The organism is Rhodanobacter fulvus Jip2 (genome assembly GCF_000264315.1).
In the GTDB taxonomy this organism is placed as follows: Bacteria; Pseudomonadota; Gammaproteobacteria; order Xanthomonadales; family Rhodanobacteraceae; genus Rhodanobacter; species Rhodanobacter fulvus.
The window spans coordinates 1-21,690 of record NZ_AJXU01000015.1 but is presented as its reverse complement, the minus strand read 5'-3'; the positions used below and the strand labels follow the sequence as shown (position 1 = coordinate 21,690).

The following is a 21,690-nucleotide window of genomic DNA, read 5'->3' as shown; positions in this document are numbered from 1 at the left end:
ATGATCATTTCCCCATCCCGATCCATTCGTCGCTTGCTGCTGCCGCTGCTTTGCGTCGCCACGCTGGGTGTCACCACCGTGCAGGCCGCATCCACGCCATTGCCGCGTGTGGTCACCGCCGAGGGCCGCCATCAGTTGCAGGTGGATGGCAAGCCGTACCTGATCCTCGGTGCGCAGGTGAACAACTCCAGCGGCTGGCCGGACATGTTGCCGGCGGTGTGGCCGGCAATCGAAGCGCTGCACGCCAACACGGTGCAGGTGCCGATCGGCTGGGGCCAGGTCGAGCCCACGCAGGGGCAGTTCGACTTCAGCTTCCTCGATACGCTGGTGACGCAGGCGCGCGAGCACGACGTGCGGCTGGTGCTGCTGTGGTTCGCGACCTGGAAAAACAACGGCCCGAACTACGCGCCCGCGTGGGTGAAGCTGGACAACGCGCGCTACCCGCGCGTGGTGAAGAAGGACGGCTCCACACTGGGCTCGCTGTCGCCGCTGGGTAGCCACACGCTGGACGCCGATCGCACCGCCTTCGTGGCGCTGATGAAGCACCTGCGGCAGATCGATGGCGATCGCCACACGGTGATCATGGTGCAGGTGGAAAACGAGTCGGGCACCTACGGCAGCGATCGCGACTACTCGGCCGCGGGCGACAAGCTGCTGCAGTCGCCCGTGCCTGCCGCGGTGCTGAAGAAAGCCGGCAAATCGGTCGGCACGTGGAGTGAGGTGTTCGGCAAGGATGCGGCGGAATATTCCTACGCCTGGGCCATCGCGCACTACATCGAACAGGTGGCCGCCGCGGGCAAGGCCGTCTACAACCTGCCGATGTACGCCAACGCGGCGCTGCGCGATCCGTTCAACCCCGGCCCGCCCGGCGGTTACTCCAGTGGCGGCCCCACCGACAACGTGATCGGCATCTGGCGTGCGGCAGCGCCGTCGCTCGATTTCGTTTCGCCCGACATCTACATGCGCGAGTGGAAGAAATACACCACCGTGCTGGACCGCTACAGCCGCCCCGACAACGCGCTGTTCGTGGCCGAGACCGGCAACGACGTGGCTTATGCGCGCTACGTGTTCGCCACGCTGGGCCATCAGGGCATTGGCTTCTCGCCGTTCGGCATGGATTACACGAAGTATTCCAACTGGCCGCTGGGCGCCAAGGCGATCACCCCGGAAACCATCCAGCCGTTCGCCGCCAACTACGAGCTGCTGGCGCCGCTGGCCGGGCTGATCGCCAAGCAGAGTTTCGCGGGCAAGGTGTGGGGCGCGTCCGAACCCGATGAAGCCCACGAGCAGACGCTGGACCTGGGCGACTGGCGGGTGCAGGTGAGCTACGGCCGGCCGCAGTTCGGCATGGATCCGCCGCAGGGCAATCCGCAAAAACTCGGCGGCGTGGTGATCGTGCAACTGGCCCCCAATGAATACCTGGTGGCCGGCTATCACGCGCGGGTGAACTTCATGCCGCCCAAGGGCCACGACGGCCAGCACTTCCTGCTGGAAAAAGTGCAGGAAGGCCGCTACGACGAAAACGGCCAGTGGCATTTCATCCGCGAATGGAACGGCGACCAGACCGACTACGGCCTCAACCTCACCAGCCAGCCGCAGGTGCTGCGGGTGAAGCTGGCCACGTATTGAATCCCGAACCGCATGGTGCCCATAGGTCGTGAATAGTCCATGGGGCAGCGCGCAACCAATTTTTTCCTTCCCCTGCGAAGCGGGGGAAGGTGCCGAAGGCGGATGGGGGCGCTCTTGATCTTGCCTTTGCACAGCGAAAAGCACCCCCTTCCGCCCTTCGGGCACCTTCCCCCGCTGCGCGGGGGAAGCAAGAACACACTTGAGTCCCGAACGTACGCCGCGCTCAACCGATTCACCGATTGGAGACTGACCCATGTACCGCATTCCCCTGAATCCGCTGGTCGGATGCCTGCTGATCGGGCTCCTGTCCGGCTGCGGCAGCAACGCCGCGCCATCCGCTGACAACAGCGCCGCGTCGACCAAGGCCGCGTTCCAGCAGATTGCCGACGGCGTCATCGTGGACGTGGGCGACAGCGAGAAAGTGCGCCTGCAGGTGGTGGACGATTCGATCATCCACGTCACCGCCGTGCCCACGGGCGGCTTCGACCTGCCCAAGAGCCTGATGGCGATCAAGACCGGCGGCGACAAGCAGTTCACCGTCGCCACCGACGCCGGCCACGTGCTGCTGAAGACGCCCAAGGTCACCGCCGAGGTGGCGACAAAAACCGGCGCGGTGCGCTTCCTCGACAGCAGCGGCAAAGTGATCCTGGCCGAGCAGCCGGACGGGCGCAGCTTCACGCCGGTGAAGGTGGACGGCAAGCCGTTCTACGCCGTGCGGCAGGAGTTCGCCTCGCCCGACGACGAGGCGTTCTACGGCCTGGGCCAGCACCAGAAAGGCACGATGAACTACAAGGGCAAGGACGTGGAGCTGGCCCAGCACAACATCGACATCGCCATTCCGTTCGTGGTCTCCAGCCGCAACTACGGCGTGCTGTGGGACAACAACTCGATCACCCGCTTCGGCGACCCGCGCCCGTACCAGATGATCGACAAGCAGCTGAAGGTGTTCGACGCGGACGGCAAGCCTGGCGGTCTCACCGCCAACTACTACGTGGACGGCAAGCTCAAGCTCAGCCGGGTCGAGTCGCAGATCAACTACGAATACAACAAGGATCTGAAGCACTGGCCCAAATCGCTGCAGGGTGTCGACTTCCAGGGCAACCCCCTTACCGGCGGACCGGGGCAGAAGGTGGAGTGGAAAGGTTCGCTGGCGTCCGACGTGGCCGGCCTGCACAAGTTCCGGCTGTATGCCAGCGGCTATTTCAAGCTGTACATCGACGACAAGCTGGTACTCGATGACTGGCGCCAGAACTGGAACCCCTGGTACCGCGACTTCACCGTGGCGATGAAGCCCGGCGAGAAACACGCCATCCGCCTCGACTGGACGCCGCAATCGGGCTACATCGCGCTGGATCATCTCGACCCGCTGCCCGCCGCCGAGCAGAGCGAGCTGTCGCTGTTCTCCGAGCTGGGCCATGCGATCAACTACTACTTCATCGGCGGCGACAATCTCGACGACGTGATCGCTGGCTACCGCGACGTCACCGGCAAGGCGGTGATGCTGCCGCGCTGGGCGTACGGCTTCTGGCAGAGCCGCGAGCACTACGCTTCCAGCGACGACCTGATCAGCACGGTGAAGGAATACCGCAAGCTGGGCCTGCCGCTCGACAACATCGTGCAGGACTGGTTCTACTGGAAAGAGGACGCCTGGGGCTCGCAGCAGTTCGACCCCGCGCGCTACCCCGACCCGCAGAAACTGGTCGATACACTGCACGGCCTGCATGCGCACTTCATGATCTCGGTGTGGCCGAAGTTCTACCCCACCACCGCCAACTACAAGGAGCTCGACGCCAAGGGCTACATGTACAAGCGCAACGTCGAGCTGGGCCAGAAGGACTGGGTCGGCAAGGGTTACCTCAACTCGTTCTACGACCCGTACAGCGAGGAGGCGCGCGCGATCTACTGGCGCCAGATCAACGACAACCTGGGCAAGCTGGGCATGGACGCGTGGTGGATGGACGCCACCGAGCCCGACATCCAGTCCAACATCAGCATCGACGAGCGCAAGCTGCGCATGGGGCCGACCGCGCAAGGGCCGGGCGCCGCGTTCTTCAACTCGTACCCGCTGATGACCACCACCGCGGTGTACCAGGGCAGCCGCAAGTCGTATCCCGACCAGCGCGTGTTCATCCTGACCCGCTCGGCGTTCGCCGGCCAGCAGCGCAATGGCGCGGCAAGCTGGAGCGGCGACGTGGTGTCGCGCTGGAGCAACTTGCGCGACCAGATCTCCGCCGGCGTGAACTTCTCGCTGTCGGGCATCCCCAACTGGACTACCGACATCGGCGGCTTCGCGGTGGAGACGCGCTACGAGAAACCCGATGCGGAGAGCCTGAAGGAATGGCGCGAGCTCAACGTGCGCTGGTTCCAGTTCGGCGCCTTCAGCCCCCTGTTCCGCTCGCACGGCCAGGCGCCGCTGCGGGAGATCTACAACCTGGCGCCGGTCGGTTCGGACGTCTACAACACGCTGGCCTGGTACGACAAACTGCGCTATCGCCTGCTGCCGTACATCTACACGCTGGCGGCCGATACGTATTTCAAGGACGGCACCATCATGCGTGGCCTGGTGATGGATTTCCCGAACGACCCCAAGGTGCGCGAGATCGACGACGAGTACCTGTTCGGCCCGGCGTTCCTGGTCGCGCCCGTCACCGAATACCAGGCGCGCAGCCGCGACGTCTACCTGCCGGCCGGCAGCAGCTGGTACGACTTCTACACCGGCAAGCGGTACCAGGGCGGCCAGACGATCACGGCGGATGCGCCGCTGGCGCGGATGCCGTTGTTCGTGCGCGCCGGCGCGATCGTGCCGGTCGGCCCGGCCATCCAGTACACCAACGAGAAGCCCGACGCGCCGATCACGCTGTTCGTCTACACCGGCGCCAACGGCACGTTCTCGATGTACAAGGACCAGGGCACCACCTACGACTACGAGCACGGTGCGTTCGCCCGCGTGCCGTTCAGCTATGACGAGGCCAGTGCTACGCTGACCATCGGCAAGCGCGAAGGCAGCTATCCGGGCATGCCCGCGCAGCGCACCTTCAACATCCGCTGGATCTCCGGCCCGACGCCAACCGCCACCGATTTCGAGGCGAAGGCGGCGCAGAGCGTGCACTACGACGGCACCGCGATCACCGTACACAAGGACGCGTCGACACCATGAAAGAAAGTACGCCACGGCCGCGCTTGATCGGTCTTGACTGGGGCACCACCGGACTGCGCGCCTACCTGATGGGCGAAGGTGGTCGCGTGCTGGAATCCCGCGAGCGTCCGTGGGGCATCCGGCACCTGCCTGCCGGCGGTTTCGATGCGGCGCTGGACGGCATCGTGGCCGACTGGCCCGACCTGCCGGTGCTGGCCTCCGGCATGGTCGGCAGCCGCGGTGGCTGGCGGGAAGTGCCCTACGTGGAACTGCCCGCCACCATCGATGCGGTGGTGGTGGCGTTGGGTTCAGTCGACAGCGTCAGCGGCCGTCGCGTGCATCTGGTGCCGGGCCTGCGCAATACGGTTGTCGCCGACGTGATGCGCGGCGAGGAGACCGAGATCTTCGGCGCGCTGGCGCTGCAACCGGTGCTGGCGGGACGCTCGGCGCTGCTGCTGCCGGGCACCCACAGCAAATGGGTCAACGTGCTGCACGGGCGTGTGGTCGATTTCGCCACCGCGATGACCGGCGAGCTGTACACGGCGCTGCGTCACCACAGCATCCTGGGTGCCGGGCTGGGCAAGGACGACCCGCCGTTCGACCAGGACGCCTTCCTGCGCGGCGCGCAGAGCGCGCGCGACAGCGGCGCGGGCGGCGCGCTGAGCCGGCTGTTTTCCAGCCGTGCGCTGGTACTCACCGGCGAGCTGGCATTGCCCGCCGTACCCGATTACCTCTCCGGGCTGCTGATCGGCGAGGAGCTGCGCAGCGCGATCGCCGCCGGCCGCGTCAACACCTCCACCCCGCTGCAACTCATCGGCAACCCGGTGTTGTGTCGGCGCTACGCGGTGGCCGCCTCCTGCTTCGAACTGGGCATGGCGTTACCGCCACGCGGCGCCGCCGCACTGGGCCTGTGGCAGATCGCACGGGCCGCGGGGTTGATGCCCGAGTCCGGGCAGGTGGGACGGTCGTGAACATCGCCGGCCTGGGGGTTTTCGCCACGCCGACAGCAACAACGCGGAGAGCTGTTCCTTCCCCCGCTTGCGGGGGAAGGTGCCCGGAGGGCGGATGGGGGCACGCGATGGAAAAACCCCCAGCAGTGGCTTTCTTCACAAGATTGGAATGATCACATGCTCATACCCGACCCGCCCCGGCGCCGCCGTGGCAAGGCGCGCGCCCGCCTGATGCTGGCCGCCGTCGCCGCACTCGGCCTGTTTTCCGGCGCGTCCCTCGCTGCCCAGAACCTGCAACTGCACTACGACGCGCCCGCCAACACCTTCAACGAAGCGTTGCCGCTGGGCAACGGGCGCATGGGGGTGATGGTTTACGGTGGCGTGCAGCAGGCGCGTTATTCGCTCAGCGAAATCAGCATGTTTTCCGGCTCGCGCTACGACGGCGCCGATCGCAAGGAGGCGGTGAACTACCTGCCGAAGATCCGCCAGCTGCTGCTGCAAGGCCGGAATGTCGAAGCCGAGCAACTCACCAACCAGCACTTCACCTGGAGCGGCGAGGGCGCCAATGCGCACTACGGCACCTACCAAGGCCTGGGCACGCTGACACTGGATTTCGCCGCGAACGCGGCACCGGTCAGCGACTACCGCCGCCGCCTGGACATCCCCAGCGCCACCAGCGACGTGCGTTACGCGCAAGACGGCGTCCGCTATCGGCGCGAGATGTTCGTCAGCGCGCCCGACCAGGTGATGGTGCTGCACCTCAGCGCCGACCGCGCTGGTGCGTTGAATTTCGTGGCTCGCCTCGATCGCGCCGAACGCGCCAGCGTCGAGGGCGATGGCGCCAACGGCCTGCTGATGCGCGGTGAACTGGACAGCGGTGGCAGCGGCAAGGGGCTGGCTTTCGCCGCGCGGGTGCGGGTGATCGCACCCGGCGCCAGCATGCACGCCGACGCGCACGGCATCCGCGTCGAACACGGCACCGACGTCACCGTGCTGATCAGCGAAGCCACTGACTACGATGGTTTCGCCGGACGCCACACCACCGACCCCGTCGCCGCCAGCGCCACCGATCTGCAGCGGGTGGCGAGCCGCTCAGTGGCGCAACTGCATGCGGCGCACGTGGCCGATTTCAGTTCCTGGTTCGACCGCTTCTCGCTGCAACTGGGCAGCGTCGACAACACGCGCGAAACGATGTCCATGCGGGCGCGGCTCGATACCTACGGCGCCAGCGGCGACCCCGGTTTCGCCGCGCTGTATTTCCAGTACGCGCGCTACCTGCTGATTTCCTCCTCGCGCCCCGGCGGGCTGCCCGCCAACCTGCAGGGGCTGTGGGCCGAAGGCACCAGCACGCCATGGAATGGCGATTACCACACCAACGTCAACATCGAGATGAACTACTGGCCGGCCGAGCCCACCGGCCTGGGCGAGCTGGTGCAGCCGCTGTTTGCGCTGACCGCCTCGCTGCAACAGCCCGGCGCCAAAACCGCGCAACGCTACTACGGCGCGCGCGGATGGGTGGTGCATACGCTGACCAACCTGTGGGGCTTCACCGCACCCGGCGCCGAGGCCAGCTGGGGCGTGTGGCAGGGCGCGCCTGCATGGCTGAGCTTCCACATCTGGGATCACTACCGCTACACCGGCGACCGCGACTTCCTGCGCCGCTACTACCCCGTGCTGCGCGGCGCCGCGCAGTTCTACGCCGATGTGCTGATCGAGGAGCCCAGCCACCACTGGCTGGTGACCGCACCATCGAGCTCGCCCGAAAACACGGTCTACATGGAGAACGGTGGCAAAGCCGCCATCGTGATGGGCCCGACAATGGACGAGGAACTGATCCGCTTCCTGTTCGGCGCGGTGATCGAGGCCTCGCAAACCCTGCACGTGGATGCCGATTTCCGCCGCGAGCTGGAAGCCAAGCGGGCGCGACTGGCGCCGATCCAGATCGGCCCCGACGGGCGCATCCAGGAATACCTCAAGCCTTACCGCGAAGTGGAAGTGCACCACCGCCACGTATCGCACCTGTGGGCGCTGTTTCCCGGCAACCAGATCGACCTTGCCAAAACCCCGAAGCTCGCCGCCGCGGCAGCGCGCTCGCTGGACGTGCGCGGTGACGATTCCACCGGCTGGTCGGAGGCGTACAAGGTGAACCTGTGGGCCCACCTGGGCGACGGCAACCGCGCGCTGCACCTGTTGAACGTGCTGTTCAAACCCGCCTCGCGCGACACCCGGCTGGGCCACGAATGGGCCGGCACCTATCCGAACCTGTTCAACGCCGGCCCGCCATTCCAGATCGACGGCAACTTCGGCGCCACCTCGGGCATGGTGGAAATGCTGATGCAAAGCGAACCCGGCCAGCTCGACCTGCTGCCCGCCTTGCCCGATGCGTGGCCGCAAGGCGAAGTGCGCGGCCTGCACGCGCGCGGCGGTTTCGTGATCGACATGCGCTGGGCGAAAGGCAAGCTGGTAGAAGCCAGCGTGCGCTCACTGCGCGGCGGCGACTGCAAGGTGCGCTATGGCAAGCGGCAGGTGTTGCTGTCGACGAAGGCCGGCCAGACCTACAAACTGCAACCCGCCGATTTCCTGTAGGAGCCACGACCTCTGTGGGAGCGACTTCAGTCGCGATGCTTCTGCTCTGGAACCCCACAGCAAGAGCATCGCGGCTGAAGCCGCTCCCACAGTGAATGTCGAGAATCAGGCCCGCCCGTAAACATCGTCAAACCGCACGATGTCGTCCTCACCCAGATAACTGCCCGACTGCACCTCGATCAGTTCCAGCGGTAGCTTGCCGGGATTGCGCAGGCGATGCTTGCTGCCCAGCGGGATGTAGGTGCTCTGGTTCTCGCCCAGCAGGAAAACCTTGTCGTCGCAGGTGACCTCGGCCGTGCCGGAGACCACGATCCAGTGTTCGGCGCGGTGGTGATGCTTCTGCAGGCTGAGGCTGGCGCCGGGTTTGACCACGATGCGTTTCACCTGGAAACGCTCGCCTTCCTCCAGCGAGTCGTACTTGCCCCAGGGGCGATGCACCACCCGATGCAGTGAGTGTTCGCTGCGACCGGCGGCCTTCAACTTCTCGACGATCTTCTTCACGTCCTGCGCGGCATCGCGATGCGCCACCAGGGTGGCGTCCGGCGTGGTCACCACGATCAGGTCGTCGACGCCGACGGTCGCCAGCAGATGGCGATCGTGCGAGCGCAGCAGCGAGTTGCGGGTATCGATCGCCAGCGTGTCGCCGTCGTGCGCATTGCCTTGCGCATCGTGCGCCGAGGTCTGCCACAACGCCGACCACGAGCCGATGTCGCTCCACGCGCAGCTGACCGGAATCACCGCCGCGCGGCGGGTCTTTTCCATCACCGCGTAGTCGATCGAATCGTCCGGCACGCGGGCGAATGCGTCACGGTCGATGCGCACGAAATCCAGATCGACCGACGCTTTCGCATGCGCCTCGCGCACCGCGGCCAGCATCGCCGGCGCATGCGCCGCCAGCTCTTCCAGGTAGCGCGACGCCTTGAACAGGAACATGCCCGAGTTCCAGTCGTAGCCGCCGTCGGCGACATAAGACTGTGCGGTGGCGAGATCCGGTTTCTCGACAAACTTGTCCACGTGGTAACCGTCACCCACCGCGTCGCCATGATGGATGTAGCCGAAGCCGGTTTCCGGGCGATCAGGACGGATGCCGAACGTCACCAGCCAGCCCTGCTCGGCCAGCGGCAACGCCTTTTCCACCGCCGCGGCAAACGCGGCGGTGTCGCCGATAAGGTGGTCGGCCGGAAGCACCAGCAGCACCGCGTCGGCATCGCGATCGATCGCCTGCAGCGCACCCAGCGCAATCGCCGGCGCCGTGTTGCGCGCCAGCGGCTCCAGCACGATGGTGGCGTCGTCGATGCCAGATTCCAACAACTGGTCGGCGGCAAGAAAGCGGTGGTCGTCACTGGCCACCACGATCGGCGCCGCCACCCGCGGCAACTGCCGCGTACGCGCGATCGCCTGCTGGAAAAGAGTGCCCTGGCCGGCTAGCGCCAGGAATTGCTTGGGCAGGTTCTTGCGCGACACCGGCCAAAGCCGAGTGCCGCTGCCGCCACTGAGAATGAGGGGGATCAACATGATTCAATGTCCTGAAGTAGCGAGCGTGCGCACGACCTCGCGCAGGCCCTGTTGCCAGTCGGGCAGGGGAAAGTTGAAACGTTGCCGAAAGCCGCTATTGTCGAGCAACGACCACGCCGGACGCACGGCAGGCGTGGCGAATTCGGCACTGCTGATCGGCAGCACACGCGGCTGCCGGGCAAGAAGCCCCAGCATTTCGGCCTGCTCAAAGATCTCGGTGGCAAAACCGTGCCAGCTGGTGGCGCCCCCGGCTACGAGATGGTGCGTGCCGAGCAGTGGGGGCTGTTCGTTACGGTCTGTTGCCAGCCAGCGATCGAGCGCGGTCAGGCTGCCGTTGACGATGAGGGAGGTATCAGTCGGGGCGCCGTGCTGGTCGGCAACCACGCGCAGCTCCTCGCGTTCGGCGCCCAGGCGCAACATGGTGCGCAGAAAGTTGTGTCCATGGGCCGCGTACACCCATGCGGTGCGAAAGATCAGGTGGTCGGCGCCGCTGTCACGCAGTGCCCTTTCACCAGCCAGTTTGCTTCGGCCATAGGCGCCCAGCGGCGCGGTGCGCGCGTCAACCTCGTAAGGCTGCGACTGGCGGCCATCGAATACATAATCGGTGGAATAGTGGATCACCAGCGCGTCATGCGTGGCGGCCCACTGACCAAGTACGCCGACAGCCTCACCATTGACGCGTGTCGCCAGCGCTTCTTCCTGCTCGGCGCGATCGACCGCGGTATAGGCCGCGGCGTTGACGATCACGTCCGGCTGCGCGCGATCAAGCAGCGCGGGCAGCGATTCGGGAATCGACAGATCGGCAATTTCGCCATGGCGCCCGTCGACGAGCACGCCGTCGCGGCTAGCGGCAAGCAGGTCGCCGCGTGCCGCCAGGCCGCCCTGGTCGAGAAACGTGCGACCAAGCTGTCCATTGGCGCCGAGCAGCAGGATTCTCATGCCTTGAAGACCGGCAAACGCTCCGGCGCCACATCGTGCAGAAACGGCGTGATTCGATCCTTGTCCGACAACAACGGGTCGCTGACCGGCCAGTCGATGCCCAGCGCGGCGTCATTCCAGCGGATGCCCGCGTCGGTCTTGGCGTCGTACAGCGCGGTGCATTGGTAGCTGAACGTGGCGAAGTCGGACAAGACGCAGAAGCCGTGCGCGAAACCCTCCGGCACCCAGAAATGACGATGGTTTTCGGCGGTGAGCATTACGCCGACCGACTGACCGAATGTCGGTGAACCTTGGCGAATGTCCACCGCGACATCGTAGACCTCGCCCTCAAGCACACTGACCAGCTTGCCCTGCGGATTCGGCCACTGGTAATGCAGGCCGCGCAACACGCCCTTGGCGGAACGCGAGACGTTGGATTGCACGAAACGGCGGTCGATGCCGGCGTCGCGGTACTTTGCCTCGTTGTAGCTTTCGTAGAAAAAGCCGCGGGCGTCGCCGAACACTTGCGGTTCGAGGACAAGTGCGCCGGGAAGCGCGGTCTCGATCACCTTCATCGTGCCAGGCCCTGCTTCGGCAATTGCTGCAGGTATTGGCCGTAGCCGGTCTTGGCCAAGGGCGCCGCCAGGGCGAGCAATTGCTCGGTGTCGATCCAGCCGTTGAGGTAGGCGATCTCCTCGGGGCAGCAAACTTTGAGTCCTTGCCGGTTTTCGATCGTCTGGATGTAGTTGCCTGCTTCCATCAGCGACTCGTGCGTGCCGGTATCGAGCCAGGCGAAGCCGCGGCCCAGTTGCTCCAGGTGCAGCGAGTTGTCGTCGAGATAGCAGCGGTTGAGGTCGGTGATTTCCAGCTCGCCGCGCGGCGAGGGTTTCAGCGCCGCGGCGTAGTCGCAGACGCGCTCGTCGTAGAAATACAGGCCGGTTACCGCGTAGTGCGATTTCGGTTGGGCCGGTTTCTCCACCAGGCCGATCACCTTGCCGGCGGCATCGAACTCGGCCACGCCGTAGCGCTCCGGATCCTTCACCCAGTAGCCGAACACGGTGGCGCCATGCTCGCGTGCCGCAGCGTGCCTGAGCCGCTCGGTGAAGCCGTGGCCATAGAAAATGTTGTCGCCCAGCACCAGGCAGCTCGGCTTGCCGTCGATGAAATCGCGACCGATGGTGAAAGCCTGGGCCAGCCCGTCCGGCGAGGGTTGCACCGCGTAGCGAATGTCGATGCCCCACTGCGAGCCGTCGCCGAGCAGGCGCTGGAACATTTCCTGCTCGTGCGGCGTGTTGATCACCAGCACTTCGCGGATACCGGCCAGCATCAGCGTGGCCAGCGGGTAATAAATCATCGGCTTGTCGTACACCGGCAGCAGCTGCTTGCTGGTCGCGCGGGTGATCGGATGCAGCCGGGTGCCCGAGCCGCCGGCCAGGATGATGCCCTTGGTTGTCGTCATGATCCGAGCCGCTCCATGCGATAGCTGCCGTCGAGCACGCGCTGGCTCCACGGCTGGTTGGCGAGATACCAGTCCACCGTCTGCGCGATGCCGGTTTCGAAGGTCTGCGACGGCCGCCAGCCCAGTTCGCCCTGCAGCTTGCTGGAGTCGATCGCGTAGCGGCGATCGTGGCCGGGGCGATCTTTCACGTAGGTGATCAGCGATTCGCGCGGGCGCCCGTCGGCCAACGGCTGGCGCGCATCGAGCAGGGCGCAGATGGCCTCCACCACTTCGATGTTTTCACGCTCGGCATTGCCGCCGACGTTGTAGGTTTCGCCGACCCGGCCGGCGTCAAGAACGCGGCGGATAGCGCTGCAGTGGTCGCCCACGAACAGCCAGTCGCGGATGTTCTTTCCGTCGCCGTAGACCGGCAGTGATTCGCCAGTCAGCGCCTTCTGGATGATCAGCGGGATGAGCTTCTCGGGGAACTGGTACGGCCCGTAATTGTTCGAGCAGTTGGTGGTCAGTACCGGCAGCCCGTAGGTATGGTGGAACGCGCGCACCAGGTGATCGGAGGCGGCCTTGGAGGCGGAGTAGGGCGAGTTCGGCGCGTAGGCGGTCTGTTCGGTGAACTTGCCCTCGGCGCCCAGCGAGCCGTAGACCTCGTCGGTCGACACGTGCAGGAAGCGGAACGCATCGCGCACCCCGTCGTCGAGGCCGCGCCAGTAGTCGCGGGCGGCTTCCAGCAAGGCCAGTGTGCCCACCACATTGGTCTGCACGAACTCGGCCGGGCCGTCGATGGACCGGTCTACGTGCGATTCGGCCGCAAAGTTCACGACGGCGTCGGGGCGATGCTGGGCCAGCAGCTTCGCCACCAGTTCCCGGTCACCGATATCGCCCTGCACGAACACATGACGGTCATTGCCGGCCAGCGAGGCCAGCGTGTCCGGGTTGCCGGCGTAGGTAAGCTTGTCCAGATTGATCACCAACAAGCCGTCGGCGACCGCCTGCAACACGAAGTTGGCACCGATGAAACCGGCGCCTCCGGTGACCAGCAAGGTGGATGGAGAAGTCATCAATACGTCCATGGTTCGACGGAAATAAGCGGCAACTTGTTTGCCGAGGGAGTGGCAAATGATGCCTTTTCCCGCTTCGCCAACCAAGCTCGAGGGCTCGGGCAGGTTGGAACTGTGACGAAAAAAGCCGATTCTGCCTCCCCTTGGATGAACGTTGCGCGTCCGGGCAGTCGGCAAAACCTCCATAGAAGGTAAGATGACGGACTTCATGTATGACAGGAGCCCGCACGGCGGGTTGTTGAGGTCGATGAAAACTGGCACGAAGCAAAAGCGGCATGGCATGGGAACCCGGGCCATCCACGCCGGGCAGCATCCGGATCCTTCCACTGGCGCCATCATGACGCCGATCTACGCCACCTCGACCTACGTGCAACAAAGCCCCGGCAAGCACAAGGGCTATGAGTATTCACGTACGCAGAACCCTACACGGATGGCCTACGAGCGCTGCGTGGCGGATCTGGAAGGTGGGGTAGCCGGTTTCGCTTTCGCGTCCGGTCTCGCCGCGGCATCGACTGTGCTGGACCTGCTTGACTCGGGCAGCCATATCATCGCGATGGATGACCTGTATGGCGGCAGCTATCGCTTGTTCGAAAAAGTTCGTCGGCGTTCGGCTGGTCTGGACTTCAGCTTTATCGATCTGAACGACGGCGCGGCGCTGAAGGCTGCGCTGAAGCCGAACACCCGGATGATATGGGCCGAGACGCCTACCAATCCGATGCTTAAGCTGGTCGACCTGACCAAGGTCGCCGCATTTGCAAAAAAACACGGTCTGATTCTGGTGGTCGACAGCACGTTCTGCTCACCGATGATCCAGCGGCCGCTGGAACAAGGCGCCGACCTGGTGCTGCATTCAGCTACCAAATATCTGAATGGTCATTCCGACATGGTCGGCGGCATCGTGGTCGCAGGCAACGAGGATCTAGCTCAGAAGATGGGCTTTCTTCAGAATTCCGTGGGTGCCGTGGCCGGGCCATTCGATGCCTTCCTTGCCATGCGTGGCCTGAAGACCCTGCACCTGCGCATGAAGGCCCATTGCGCCAGTGCGCTGGAACTTGCCACGTGGCTGGAAAAACATCCGGCGGTGGAGCGGGTGATCTACCCGGGACTGAAGAGCCACCCTCAGCATGCGTTGGCAAAGCGCCAGATGCGTGGCTTCGGCGGCATCATCACGATCGAGGTCAAGGGCGGTCTGAAAAAGGCCCGGCGCATGCTTGAACGATGCGAGCTGTTCTCGCTGGCTGAATCGCTTGGGGGGGTCGAGAGCCTGATCGAACATCCCGCGATCATGACGCACGCTTCTGTGCCCGCCGCCAACCGTAGACGTCTGGGCATCAGTGACGGATTGATACGGCTGTCGGTGGGGGTGGAGAACGTGGAAGATCTGCGCGATGAGCTTGCTGCGGCTCTGGGTTGAAAACCATTCGCCCGCGCTTTGATGCCTGTTCGTCTCAGTGAGAATCCTGGTTTCAGCGATGGGTTGTCGAGCACCGCTAATGGGGTTGGTTCATCAAGAGGCTTCGGCGTCAAAAAGTATCGGCTTTTGCGTGGACAGCAATTTACCGAGGCATTTTTCAAAGACGATTCAATTCGGTTATTCAGCGGATCACCGTCCGGGTCTGCTGATGGTCTGACCCCTGGCCTGAGTTTAGTGAAGAGTTATCCGAGATAGCATGATTTCAATTTATCGGACAAATAACCCATTTTCGCCCTATCTGGCGCTTCTTCGTCATTTCGCCATAATCGCGCAAATGGGTAGGCGCGATGTTGTGGGTCGCTACAGAGGTTCATTTGTCGGCCTGCTGTGGTCGTTTTTCAACCCCCTGTTGATGCTCATCATTTACACGTTTGTTTTCGGTGTCATCTTCAAATCGCACTGGGCCGGCCAGGTTGGCGGCAAGTTCGAGTTCGCGATCATCCTGTTCGCGGGGATGAACATCAATTCGATGTTCGCTGAATGCGCAAACCGCGCGCCAACGCTGATCATAGAAAACACGAATTTCGTGAAGAAAGTAGTTTTCCCGCTGGAGACTCTGGCATGGAGCACCTTGGGATCTGCGCTTTTTCACTTACTGGTGTCGACTCTCGTGCTGTTGGCGATCTCGTTGCTCGTGCTTGGCACTGTGCCGTGGACGATCGTGTTGTTTCCGATCGTCGTCGCCCCGTTTCTTCCTTTCATCGCCGGCCTGATTTGGCTGCTGAGCTCGCTTGGGGTGTTTCTCCGGGATCTCAAGCAGGCAATGGGCATCATCACGGCTGCGCTCATGTTTCTGGCGCCAATTTTCTACCCCATGGAACAGATTCCTCCAGACTATCGCAATCTGCTTTACCTCAATCCGCTTACGGCTATCGTCGAGGCTTCGCGGGACGTGCTGGTTTGGGGGCGCTTGCCGGACTGGGGCATGCTTGGCATTTATACGCTGGTGTCCTGCGCTTTCGCGTGGGTAGCGTTTGCCTGGTTCGAGCGCAGTCGCAAGGGGTTTGCTGATGTCCTCTGAGCCGCTGAGCATTTCTGTCAAGTCGCTTGGCAAGAAGTACGACATCTATGCGCAACCTGCGGATCGCCTCAAACAGATGGTCCTGCCACGCGTTGGCCGGTTGGTCGGCAGGGGAAGGCGCGCCTACTACGATGAATTCTGGGCCCTTCGGGACGTCAGCTTCGAGGTGCGGCGGGGCGAAACTGTCGGCATTATCGGGCGCAATGGTTCCGGCAAGTCGACGTTGCTGCAAATGGTATGCGGCACACTGCACCCGACCGAGGGAACGGTCAGCGTCCATGGGCGCATAGCCGCGTTGCTTGAACTCGGTGCGGGTTTCAACGCGGAGTTCACCGGCAAGGAGAACGTCTACCTGAGTGGCCTCCTTTACGGTATTCCTGAAAGCGAGCTGCGCAAGCGGTATCAGTCCATTGTGGAATTTGCCGATATCGGCGAATTCATCAATCAACCCGTCAAGACCTACTCCAGCGGCATGTACGTTCGACTCGCCTTCGCGATCGCCGCCCACGTCGATGCCGATACGTTGGTCATCGATGAGGCGCTGAGCGTCGGCGACATTCGATTTACGCAGAAATGCATGCGCTACCTACGTGAGTTCCAGCGGACCGGAACGCTATTGTTCGTCAGCCACGACACCAGTGCGGTCACTAGCCTGTGCAGCCGTGCCATCTGGCTGGATTCGGGCCGGATGATGAAGGACGGCAGCGCGCGCGATGTGGTGGAGTACTACCTTGCCGAGCAACATGCTGCCGATCGCGCATCGTTGGGGCAGACGGTTACCGTTCGGCCACTCGCTTCGGTTGCCGGTGAAGCTACGAAGAACTCGACCCATAAAGTCGATGCCATGCCGATGGACGTCGTCGACCCGCGCAGGGCGGTGTTGAACGGCGAAGCAACGCGCAACTTGGTCGAGGTGTTCGAGTTCGATACCGCGAAGCTCAATAACGAGTTTGGTGCCGGAGCCGCACGCATTATTGATGTGCGATTGCTCAACGATGTTGGCGAGTTGCATCAGTTGACGGCAGGCGGCGAGGTCGCCGAGCTGGTGATCGAAGCCGAGGTGATCGAACCACTGGATGCGCCGATCTTCGGGTTCTATGTGAAGGACCGGTTGGGGCAGCGGCTTTTCGGCGACAACACCTATGTCAGCTACCGCGATCAACCGGTGCATGCACAGCCGGGGGCGCGTTTGCGCGCACATTTCCGTTTTCGCCTTCCGGTGCTACCCAGTGGCGATTACTCGGTCGATGTGGCGCTCGCAACTGGCGCCCAGGAAAATCATACCCAGCAACACTGGATACATGATGCACTGACCTTTCGAGCCAGCGAAAGCACCATGCGTCATGGTCTGGTTGGTATTCCGATGCACTCCGTCGAAATCGAGAAAATTGGAGATTAGGAATGGAATTCACTGGCGAACGCTATGTTCCAACCGAAGCGGGAGAAGTCCGCCACGAACACCTTCACCGCTATGCATGGTGCATGCCTTTGATTGCTGGCAAGGCCGTGCTCGATATCGCCTGCGGCGAAGGATATGGCAGCGCGCTCATGGCGCGACGCGCGCGCTCCGTAGTGGGCGTGGACATCTCGCTCGAGGCTGTGGAACACGCTAAAAAAGCGTATGGAGATGTTGCGAATCTCACATTCCGCTCAGGCAACGCTGCGGAGATACCGCTGCTTGATGACAGCGTGGATGTGGTCGTGTCCTTCGAAACCATCGAACATCACGATCGGCATGAAGAAATGCTGAGTGAAATTCGGCGCGTGCTGCGCCCGGATGGAATACTCATCATATCCTCGCCCAATCGTACGGTTTATTCAGAACTGGCGGGGTATCACAACGAATTTCATGTCAAAGAGCTGAATTTCGATGAGTTTGATCAGGTACTGAAGGGTCAATTTCATAACGTCAGTTATTTCGGCCAACGACTTGCTGTCGGCTCATCGATATTTGCCTTGTTCGACAAGTCCGCAAGCCCGACGATCGATGCTTTCACGGATACGGGTGCGGAAGTTGTTCCGCGGGCGGCGTCCTTGGCCGATCCAGTGTATTTCATTGCCGTCGCTGGGGCAGAAGGGGCTGGGCTCTCCGAACGACTGCATTCCTCAGTGCTTTTCTCCGAGAACGAGGATCTTTACACACACCATCGGCAGGTGGCCGCGTGGGCGAAGAAGCTGGATGTGGATTTGCTCGAAATTGGGAAACGCTACGCGAGCTTGGTCGCCGAGCACGAAGAAGTCGCGGTCTGGGGTCAGGGTTTGGATAAAGAGGTTGCAAAGCTCCGCAAAGCGCTGGTTGATGACGATACAGCGGTTGCAAAGCTGCGCAAAAAGCTGACTGACCGCGATACGCAAATGGCGGCGTTGGTGGCGGAGTGCCGGCGGCTCAAGGGTCGGACGGAGGAGTTGGGCGGTGAGCTTGGAGCGCAGCGGCAGCTCTACGAACAGATGCTGCGTTCGCACTCATGGCGGTTGACCCGCCCCCTTCGTTTTGCGGCGCGTTTGTTGCGCGGCGATATCGCGGGCGTTCGCGCCGGGCTGGCATCCCGGCGCAATCGCAACAAGTCATCCGGTTCGGTATCCGCGAGCGGCAGCAAACCTCCACAGGAGGATGATCACGTCGCGCTGAAGAAAATTCTCGCGCGGCTGACCTTTCCGCAGTACCACACCCCCGAAGTCACGATCATCATCCCTGGCTACGGCAATCTCCCCATCACCGTTGCCTGTCTCGACTCGATTGCCGCCCATCCGCCAGCGGTACCTTATGAAGTGCTGGTGATGGAGGATGCTTCCGGCGATCCGCAGATCCAGGCACTAGCCGAAGTGCCGGGGCTGCGTTTTGAGAATAACCCCGAGAACCTGGGTTTCCTGTTGTCGTGCAATCGAGCGGCCGGGTTGGCGCGTGGCCAGTACCTGTATTTCCTCAACAATGACACCGAGGTGACCGAGGGCTGGCTGGACGCCATGCTCGAAGTTTTCGCGAACTATCCCGAGTGCGGCATGGTCGGCTCCAAACTGGTCTACCCCGATGGCCGTCTGCAGGAAGCTGGCGGCATTATCTGGAGAGACGGATCCGGTTGGAACTATGGCAGGCTGCAGAACGCAGCCGATCCTGAGTACAACTATGTGCGAGAGGTGGATTATTGCTCCGGGGCATCATTGCTTGTGCCTCGCACGTTGTTCGACCAGCTCGGTCGCTTTGACGAACGTTATGTGCCGGCCTATTACGAGGACACCGATCTGGCCTTCAAGGTAAGGGACGCTGGCAAGCGGGTCTACTACACGCCGTTCTCCACGGTGATCCACCATGAGGGGGTTTCGCATGGCACGGATGAAAATGTGGGTATCAAGGGGTATCAGGTTCGTAACCGCGAGCTCTTCCGGGAACGTTGGGCGGAAAACCTGGAACAGGCCCACTACCCGAATGCATTGAACGTTCTTCGTGCCCGCGAGCGTAACTCGCCGGTAGCCACCATTTTGGTTATCGACCACTACGTGCCACAACCCGATCGCGACGCCGGTTCGCGGGTCATGGTCGAGTTCATGCGTCAGTTCGTGGCGATGGGGATGAAGGTTGTCTTCTGGCCGGACAATCTGTGGAACATGCCGGTCTATACGCGGCAGTTGCAATCGATGGGTATCGAGGTGATTTATGGTGAGAAGCGGCCGGATGCATTCGACAAATTCATTGCCGAGCGTGGCAGCGGGGTTGATCACGTTCTCCTGAGCCGACCGAATATCGCCATCAACTATGTCGAGGCATTGCGCAAATACACCCGGGCCCGCCTGATCTATTTTGGTCATGACCTCCACTGCATGCGCCTGCGTCGCCAGCAGAAAATCACGGGGGATAGCGCTTTTGGTCGCGAGGCAGCCGCCATCGAGCGCGTCGAAAGAAAATTATGGTCGGGCTGCGATGTGGTGCTGTATCCGTCGGAAGACGAGGTGGCCGAGCTGCTTGCCATCGCTCCGGGCGTGAACGTCATGTCCGTGCCGCTGTTTTGCTTTGACAACGTGGTGGAGGATGCTGCATCCAACCTCGACGAACGCAGCGACATATTGTTCGTCGCTGGCTTTGCGCATCCACCGAACGTCGACGCGGCGTGTTGGCTGGTCGAGGAAATTTTCCCGAAGGTACGCAGTCGCATAGCCGGGGTCACGTTGCGACTGGTTGGCTCCAATCCCACCGAGCAGGTAAGGGCGCTGGCTGCCACCGATGTTCAGGTGCTGGGGTACGTCGACGATGCCACGCTGGCATCGCTGTACAAGTCCTCGCGAGTCGTGGTGGCACCGCTGCGTTTCGGCGCAGGCGTAAAACTAAAGGTGCTTGAGGCCATGCAGCAGGGCGTCCCGCTGGTGACCACTTCGGTGGGGGCGCAGGGTTTGCCGGCATTGGAAACCACGGTTTGCGTCGCAGACGACCCGGAGGGCATTGCGGAAGCGGTCATCCGAATGCTCGATAACGATGGTGCATGGCATGAAGTTTCCAAACGGGGCAGCGAATACATCTCACATCGCTTCTCGGTGGGGACGATGACTACAGCGTTGACGCGGGCGCTGGGTAATGATGTGGCCTCGCACTGACGGGCGAGAGGATGGAAAAGCCGCCAGTGCAGTCGCAGGCACGCCTTGGTCGACGAAATGCGATGATCAAAGCTGTCGTAAACAAGCCGCGGGCTGAATGCCGATAGAAGCCCACGGCTACACCAGCGAGGGAAACAGCATGGATGGTGAGCGCGAACGTTACACCTGGCTAGACGGGGTCGAGCCGCATCTGTGGAAGATCGTGGCCCGCCAGTACTGCGAATACGCCTCACTGGAGCGCGACCATGCAGGGTTGCTTTCTCAGCGCCGGGCGTTTGAGTCGGCGTTGGCGGCCAGCCTGCCTGAAGGAGCAACGGCCTCCATCCCTGCTTACTGCAGAGCTTGTCGCGCTTATCGGTTGCTCAGCTATGATCATCACTACGCACCTGCCGATCAGGTCAACTGGCGGGAGCGGCTCCTCTGTCCTGTTTGCCAGCTCAACAATCGTTTGCGCCTGAGTTTTCACCTGTTTGAGGACCTCGGCTGCGCAGATGGGGATCAGATTTACCTTACCGAAGCGGTGACTTCGCTCGCTGCTCTCATGCGTGAACGCCATCCCGGCGTGGTAACCAGCGAATACCTCGGCCCTTCTTTTCATCCTGGGCAAATTGACGAGCGTGGCCTTCGGCACGAAGACGTTACGCAGCTCAGTTTTCCTGACGCAGCCTTTCAATGCGTCATGACTTTTGACGTGCTTGAACACGTGCCTGACTACAAGGCCTCGCTGGCGGAGTTTTACCGGGTGCTCAAGCCGGGCGGAACCTTGATGCTTTCGGCACCTTTCGTTGTCTCCTCGCCGCAAACCATCGAGCGTGCCCGTATCGGTCGGAATGGTGAGATTGAGCACCTGCTTCCGCCGGAGTATCACGGTGATCCCGTGGCCTCGGGCGGCGGAATACTCTGTTTCCATCACTTTGGCTGGGACCTCCTGCAAGCGCTGACAAACGCAGGGTTCACGGATGCAAGGGCCGAATTGTTCTGGTCGGTAGCATTTGGTTACATCGGCCAGGAGCAACTCGTCATCCTGGCGACAAAGTAGCCAGTGGCTGCTTGATAGGCGGCAGGTTCCAGATTTCCCCGCTGGCCCGGAATAGAGTCCAGACGACACGTTTTGCTGCAAGTGAAGAGCAAGACAGGAGAGCAAGAGTGACGAAATCAGCATTGTTTCCCGACGGCCACTTTTACTCCCCTGTAGTGAACACCGAAGAGGTGGTCGCCGACGAACAACGGATATGGTCGGGAGCCAAGACTCTACCGGGGGTAGACCTCAACCCTGCCAGTCATCAACGGCTGTTGAGGCGCTGGTTTCCCAGATTCGTGGCGGACTACGACTATCCGGAAGAAGGTCCGGAGGATGTGGCAC

General features: G+C 62.6%; 15 protein-coding genes. 10 read left to right on the top strand and 5 right to left on the bottom strand.

Annotation, left to right across the window (positions count from 1 at the left end; all coding sequences use genetic code 11):
- The 4 genes from UU9_RS03160 (at nucleotide 1) to UU9_RS03145 (ending at nucleotide 8,301) form a co-directional block, all read left to right on the top strand.
- On the top strand, nucleotides 1–1,629 hold the full coding sequence (locus UU9_RS03160) for a GH35 family beta-galactosidase (protein WP_156804162.1): 1,629 nt from the start codon (nucleotides 1–3) through the stop codon (nucleotides 1,627–1,629).
- A 253-nt stretch (nucleotides 1,630–1,882) separates the two neighbouring features.
- Nucleotides 1,883–4,786, top strand: a complete 2,904-nt coding sequence (locus UU9_RS03155; protein WP_007080270.1) for a TIM-barrel domain-containing protein — start codon at nucleotides 1,883–1,885, stop codon at nucleotides 4,784–4,786.
- Nucleotides 4,783–5,736, top strand: coding sequence for a 2-dehydro-3-deoxygalactonokinase (locus UU9_RS03150; protein ID WP_007080269.1), 954 nt, complete (start codon nucleotides 4,783–4,785; stop codon nucleotides 5,734–5,736). The genes UU9_RS03155 and UU9_RS03150 overlap by 4 nt, the downstream gene beginning before the upstream one ends.
- Before the next feature lie 156 nt (nucleotides 5,737–5,892).
- Nucleotides 5,893–8,301 carry a glycoside hydrolase family 95 protein gene (locus tag UU9_RS03145; RefSeq protein ID WP_007080268.1) on the top strand — a complete coding sequence of 803 codons (2,409 nt, stop codon included), beginning with the start codon at nucleotides 5,893–5,895 and terminating at the stop codon, nucleotides 8,299–8,301.
- Between the two features lie 105 nt (nucleotides 8,302–8,406).
- On the opposite strand, the gene UU9_RS03140 is transcribed toward UU9_RS03145, so the two are convergent.
- Genes UU9_RS03140 through rfbB form a run of 5 tightly spaced genes read right to left on the bottom strand, consistent with a single transcriptional unit; the run spans nucleotide 8,407 to nucleotide 13,248 of the window.
- Entirely contained in the window at nucleotides 8,407–9,816 is a 1,410-nt protein-coding gene (locus tag UU9_RS03140; protein WP_007080267.1) for a mannose-1-phosphate guanylyltransferase/mannose-6-phosphate isomerase, read from the bottom strand.
- Nucleotides 9,817–9,819: 3 nt separating this feature from the next.
- Nucleotides 9,820–10,755, bottom strand: a complete 936-nt coding sequence (gene rfbD, locus UU9_RS03135) for a dTDP-4-dehydrorhamnose reductase (protein ID WP_007080266.1) — start codon at nucleotides 10,753–10,755, stop codon at nucleotides 9,820–9,822.
- The gene (gene rfbC / locus UU9_RS03130) at nucleotides 10,752–11,309 is read right to left on the bottom strand and encodes a dTDP-4-dehydrorhamnose 3,5-epimerase (RefSeq protein WP_007080265.1); all 558 of its coding nucleotides are present in this window, start codon (nucleotides 11,307–11,309) and stop codon (nucleotides 10,752–10,754) included. The genes rfbD and rfbC overlap by 4 nt, the downstream gene beginning before the upstream one ends.
- The gene (rfbA, locus tag UU9_RS03125) at nucleotides 11,306–12,193 is read right to left on the bottom strand and encodes a glucose-1-phosphate thymidylyltransferase RfbA (RefSeq protein WP_007080264.1); all 888 of its coding nucleotides are present in this window, start codon (nucleotides 12,191–12,193) and stop codon (nucleotides 11,306–11,308) included. Before rfbA ends, rfbC begins: the two co-directional genes overlap by 4 nt.
- Nucleotides 12,190–13,248, bottom strand: a complete 1,059-nt coding sequence (gene rfbB / locus UU9_RS03120) for a dTDP-glucose 4,6-dehydratase (RefSeq protein ID WP_040670148.1) — start codon at nucleotides 13,246–13,248, stop codon at nucleotides 12,190–12,192. The genes rfbA and rfbB overlap by 4 nt, the downstream gene beginning before the upstream one ends.
- A 247-nt stretch (nucleotides 13,249–13,495) precedes the next feature.
- Here rfbB and UU9_RS03115 point away from each other — a divergent pair, with 247 nt between their 5' ends.
- The 6 genes from UU9_RS03115 to UU9_RS18335 form a co-directional block, all read left to right on the top strand.
- Nucleotides 13,496–14,662: a trans-sulfuration enzyme family protein gene (locus UU9_RS03115; RefSeq protein ID WP_007080262.1), complete on the top strand. Its 1,167-nt coding sequence runs from the start codon at nucleotides 13,496–13,498 to the stop codon at nucleotides 14,660–14,662.
- 256 nt (nucleotides 14,663–14,918) lie between these two features.
- Nucleotides 14,919–15,743, top strand: coding sequence for an ABC transporter permease (locus UU9_RS03110; protein WP_050982367.1), 825 nt, complete (start codon nucleotides 14,919–14,921; stop codon nucleotides 15,741–15,743).
- On the top strand, nucleotides 15,733–17,142 hold the full coding sequence (locus UU9_RS03105; RefSeq protein ID WP_007080260.1) for an ABC transporter ATP-binding protein: 1,410 nt from the start codon (nucleotides 15,733–15,735) through the stop codon (nucleotides 17,140–17,142). Before UU9_RS03110 ends, UU9_RS03105 begins: the two co-directional genes overlap by 11 nt.
- Nucleotides 17,143–17,144: 2 nt before the next feature.
- Nucleotides 17,145–20,327 carry a glycosyltransferase gene (locus tag UU9_RS03100; protein ID WP_007080259.1) on the top strand — a complete coding sequence of 1,061 codons (3,183 nt, stop codon included), beginning with the start codon at nucleotides 17,145–17,147 and terminating at the stop codon, nucleotides 20,325–20,327.
- Between the two features lie 139 nt (nucleotides 20,328–20,466).
- Nucleotides 20,467–21,366 (top strand): class I SAM-dependent methyltransferase, encoded by a 900-nt coding sequence (locus UU9_RS17220; protein ID WP_007080258.1) that lies wholly within the window; start codon nucleotides 20,467–20,469, stop codon nucleotides 21,364–21,366.
- A 107-nt stretch (nucleotides 21,367–21,473) separates the two neighbouring features.
- The coding region (locus tag UU9_RS18335) for a hypothetical protein (protein WP_237710201.1) at nucleotides 21,474–21,690 on the top strand (217 nt) is incomplete at its 3' end.

Excerpts from the sequence above, each read along its gene's own strand:
- UU9_RS03160 (WP_156804162.1), top strand. The coding sequence starts at position 1 with ATGATCATTTCCCCATCCCGATCCATTCGTCGCTTGCTGCTGCCGCTG.
- UU9_RS03155 (WP_007080270.1), top strand. The coding sequence starts at position 1,883 with ATGTACCGCATTCCCCTGAATCCGCTGGTCGGATGCCTGCTGATCGGG.
- UU9_RS03150 (WP_007080269.1), top strand. The coding sequence starts at position 4,783 with ATGAAAGAAAGTACGCCACGGCCGCGCTTGATCGGTCTTGACTGGGGC.
- UU9_RS03145 (WP_007080268.1), top strand. The coding sequence starts at position 5,893 with ATGCTCATACCCGACCCGCCCCGGCGCCGCCGTGGCAAGGCGCGCGCC.
- UU9_RS03140 (WP_007080267.1), bottom strand. The coding sequence starts at position 9,816 with ATGTTGATCCCCCTCATTCTCAGTGGCGGCAGCGGCACTCGGCTTTGG.
- rfbD (WP_007080266.1), bottom strand. The coding sequence starts at position 10,755 with ATGAGAATCCTGCTGCTCGGCGCCAATGGACAGCTTGGTCGCACGTTT.
- rfbC (WP_007080265.1), bottom strand. The coding sequence starts at position 11,309 with ATGAAGGTGATCGAGACCGCGCTTCCCGGCGCACTTGTCCTCGAACCG.
- rfbA (WP_007080264.1), bottom strand. The coding sequence starts at position 12,193 with ATGACGACAACCAAGGGCATCATCCTGGCCGGCGGCTCGGGCACCCGG.
- rfbB (WP_040670148.1), bottom strand. The coding sequence starts at position 13,248 with ATGACTTCTCCATCCACCTTGCTGGTCACCGGAGGCGCCGGTTTCATC.
- UU9_RS03115 (WP_007080262.1), top strand. The coding sequence starts at position 13,496 with ATGAAAACTGGCACGAAGCAAAAGCGGCATGGCATGGGAACCCGGGCC.
- UU9_RS03110 (WP_050982367.1), top strand. The coding sequence starts at position 14,919 with ATGATTTCAATTTATCGGACAAATAACCCATTTTCGCCCTATCTGGCG.
- UU9_RS03105 (WP_007080260.1), top strand. The coding sequence starts at position 15,733 with ATGTCCTCTGAGCCGCTGAGCATTTCTGTCAAGTCGCTTGGCAAGAAG.
- UU9_RS03100 (WP_007080259.1), top strand. The coding sequence starts at position 17,145 with ATGGAATTCACTGGCGAACGCTATGTTCCAACCGAAGCGGGAGAAGTC.
- UU9_RS17220 (WP_007080258.1), top strand. The coding sequence starts at position 20,467 with ATGGATGGTGAGCGCGAACGTTACACCTGGCTAGACGGGGTCGAGCCG.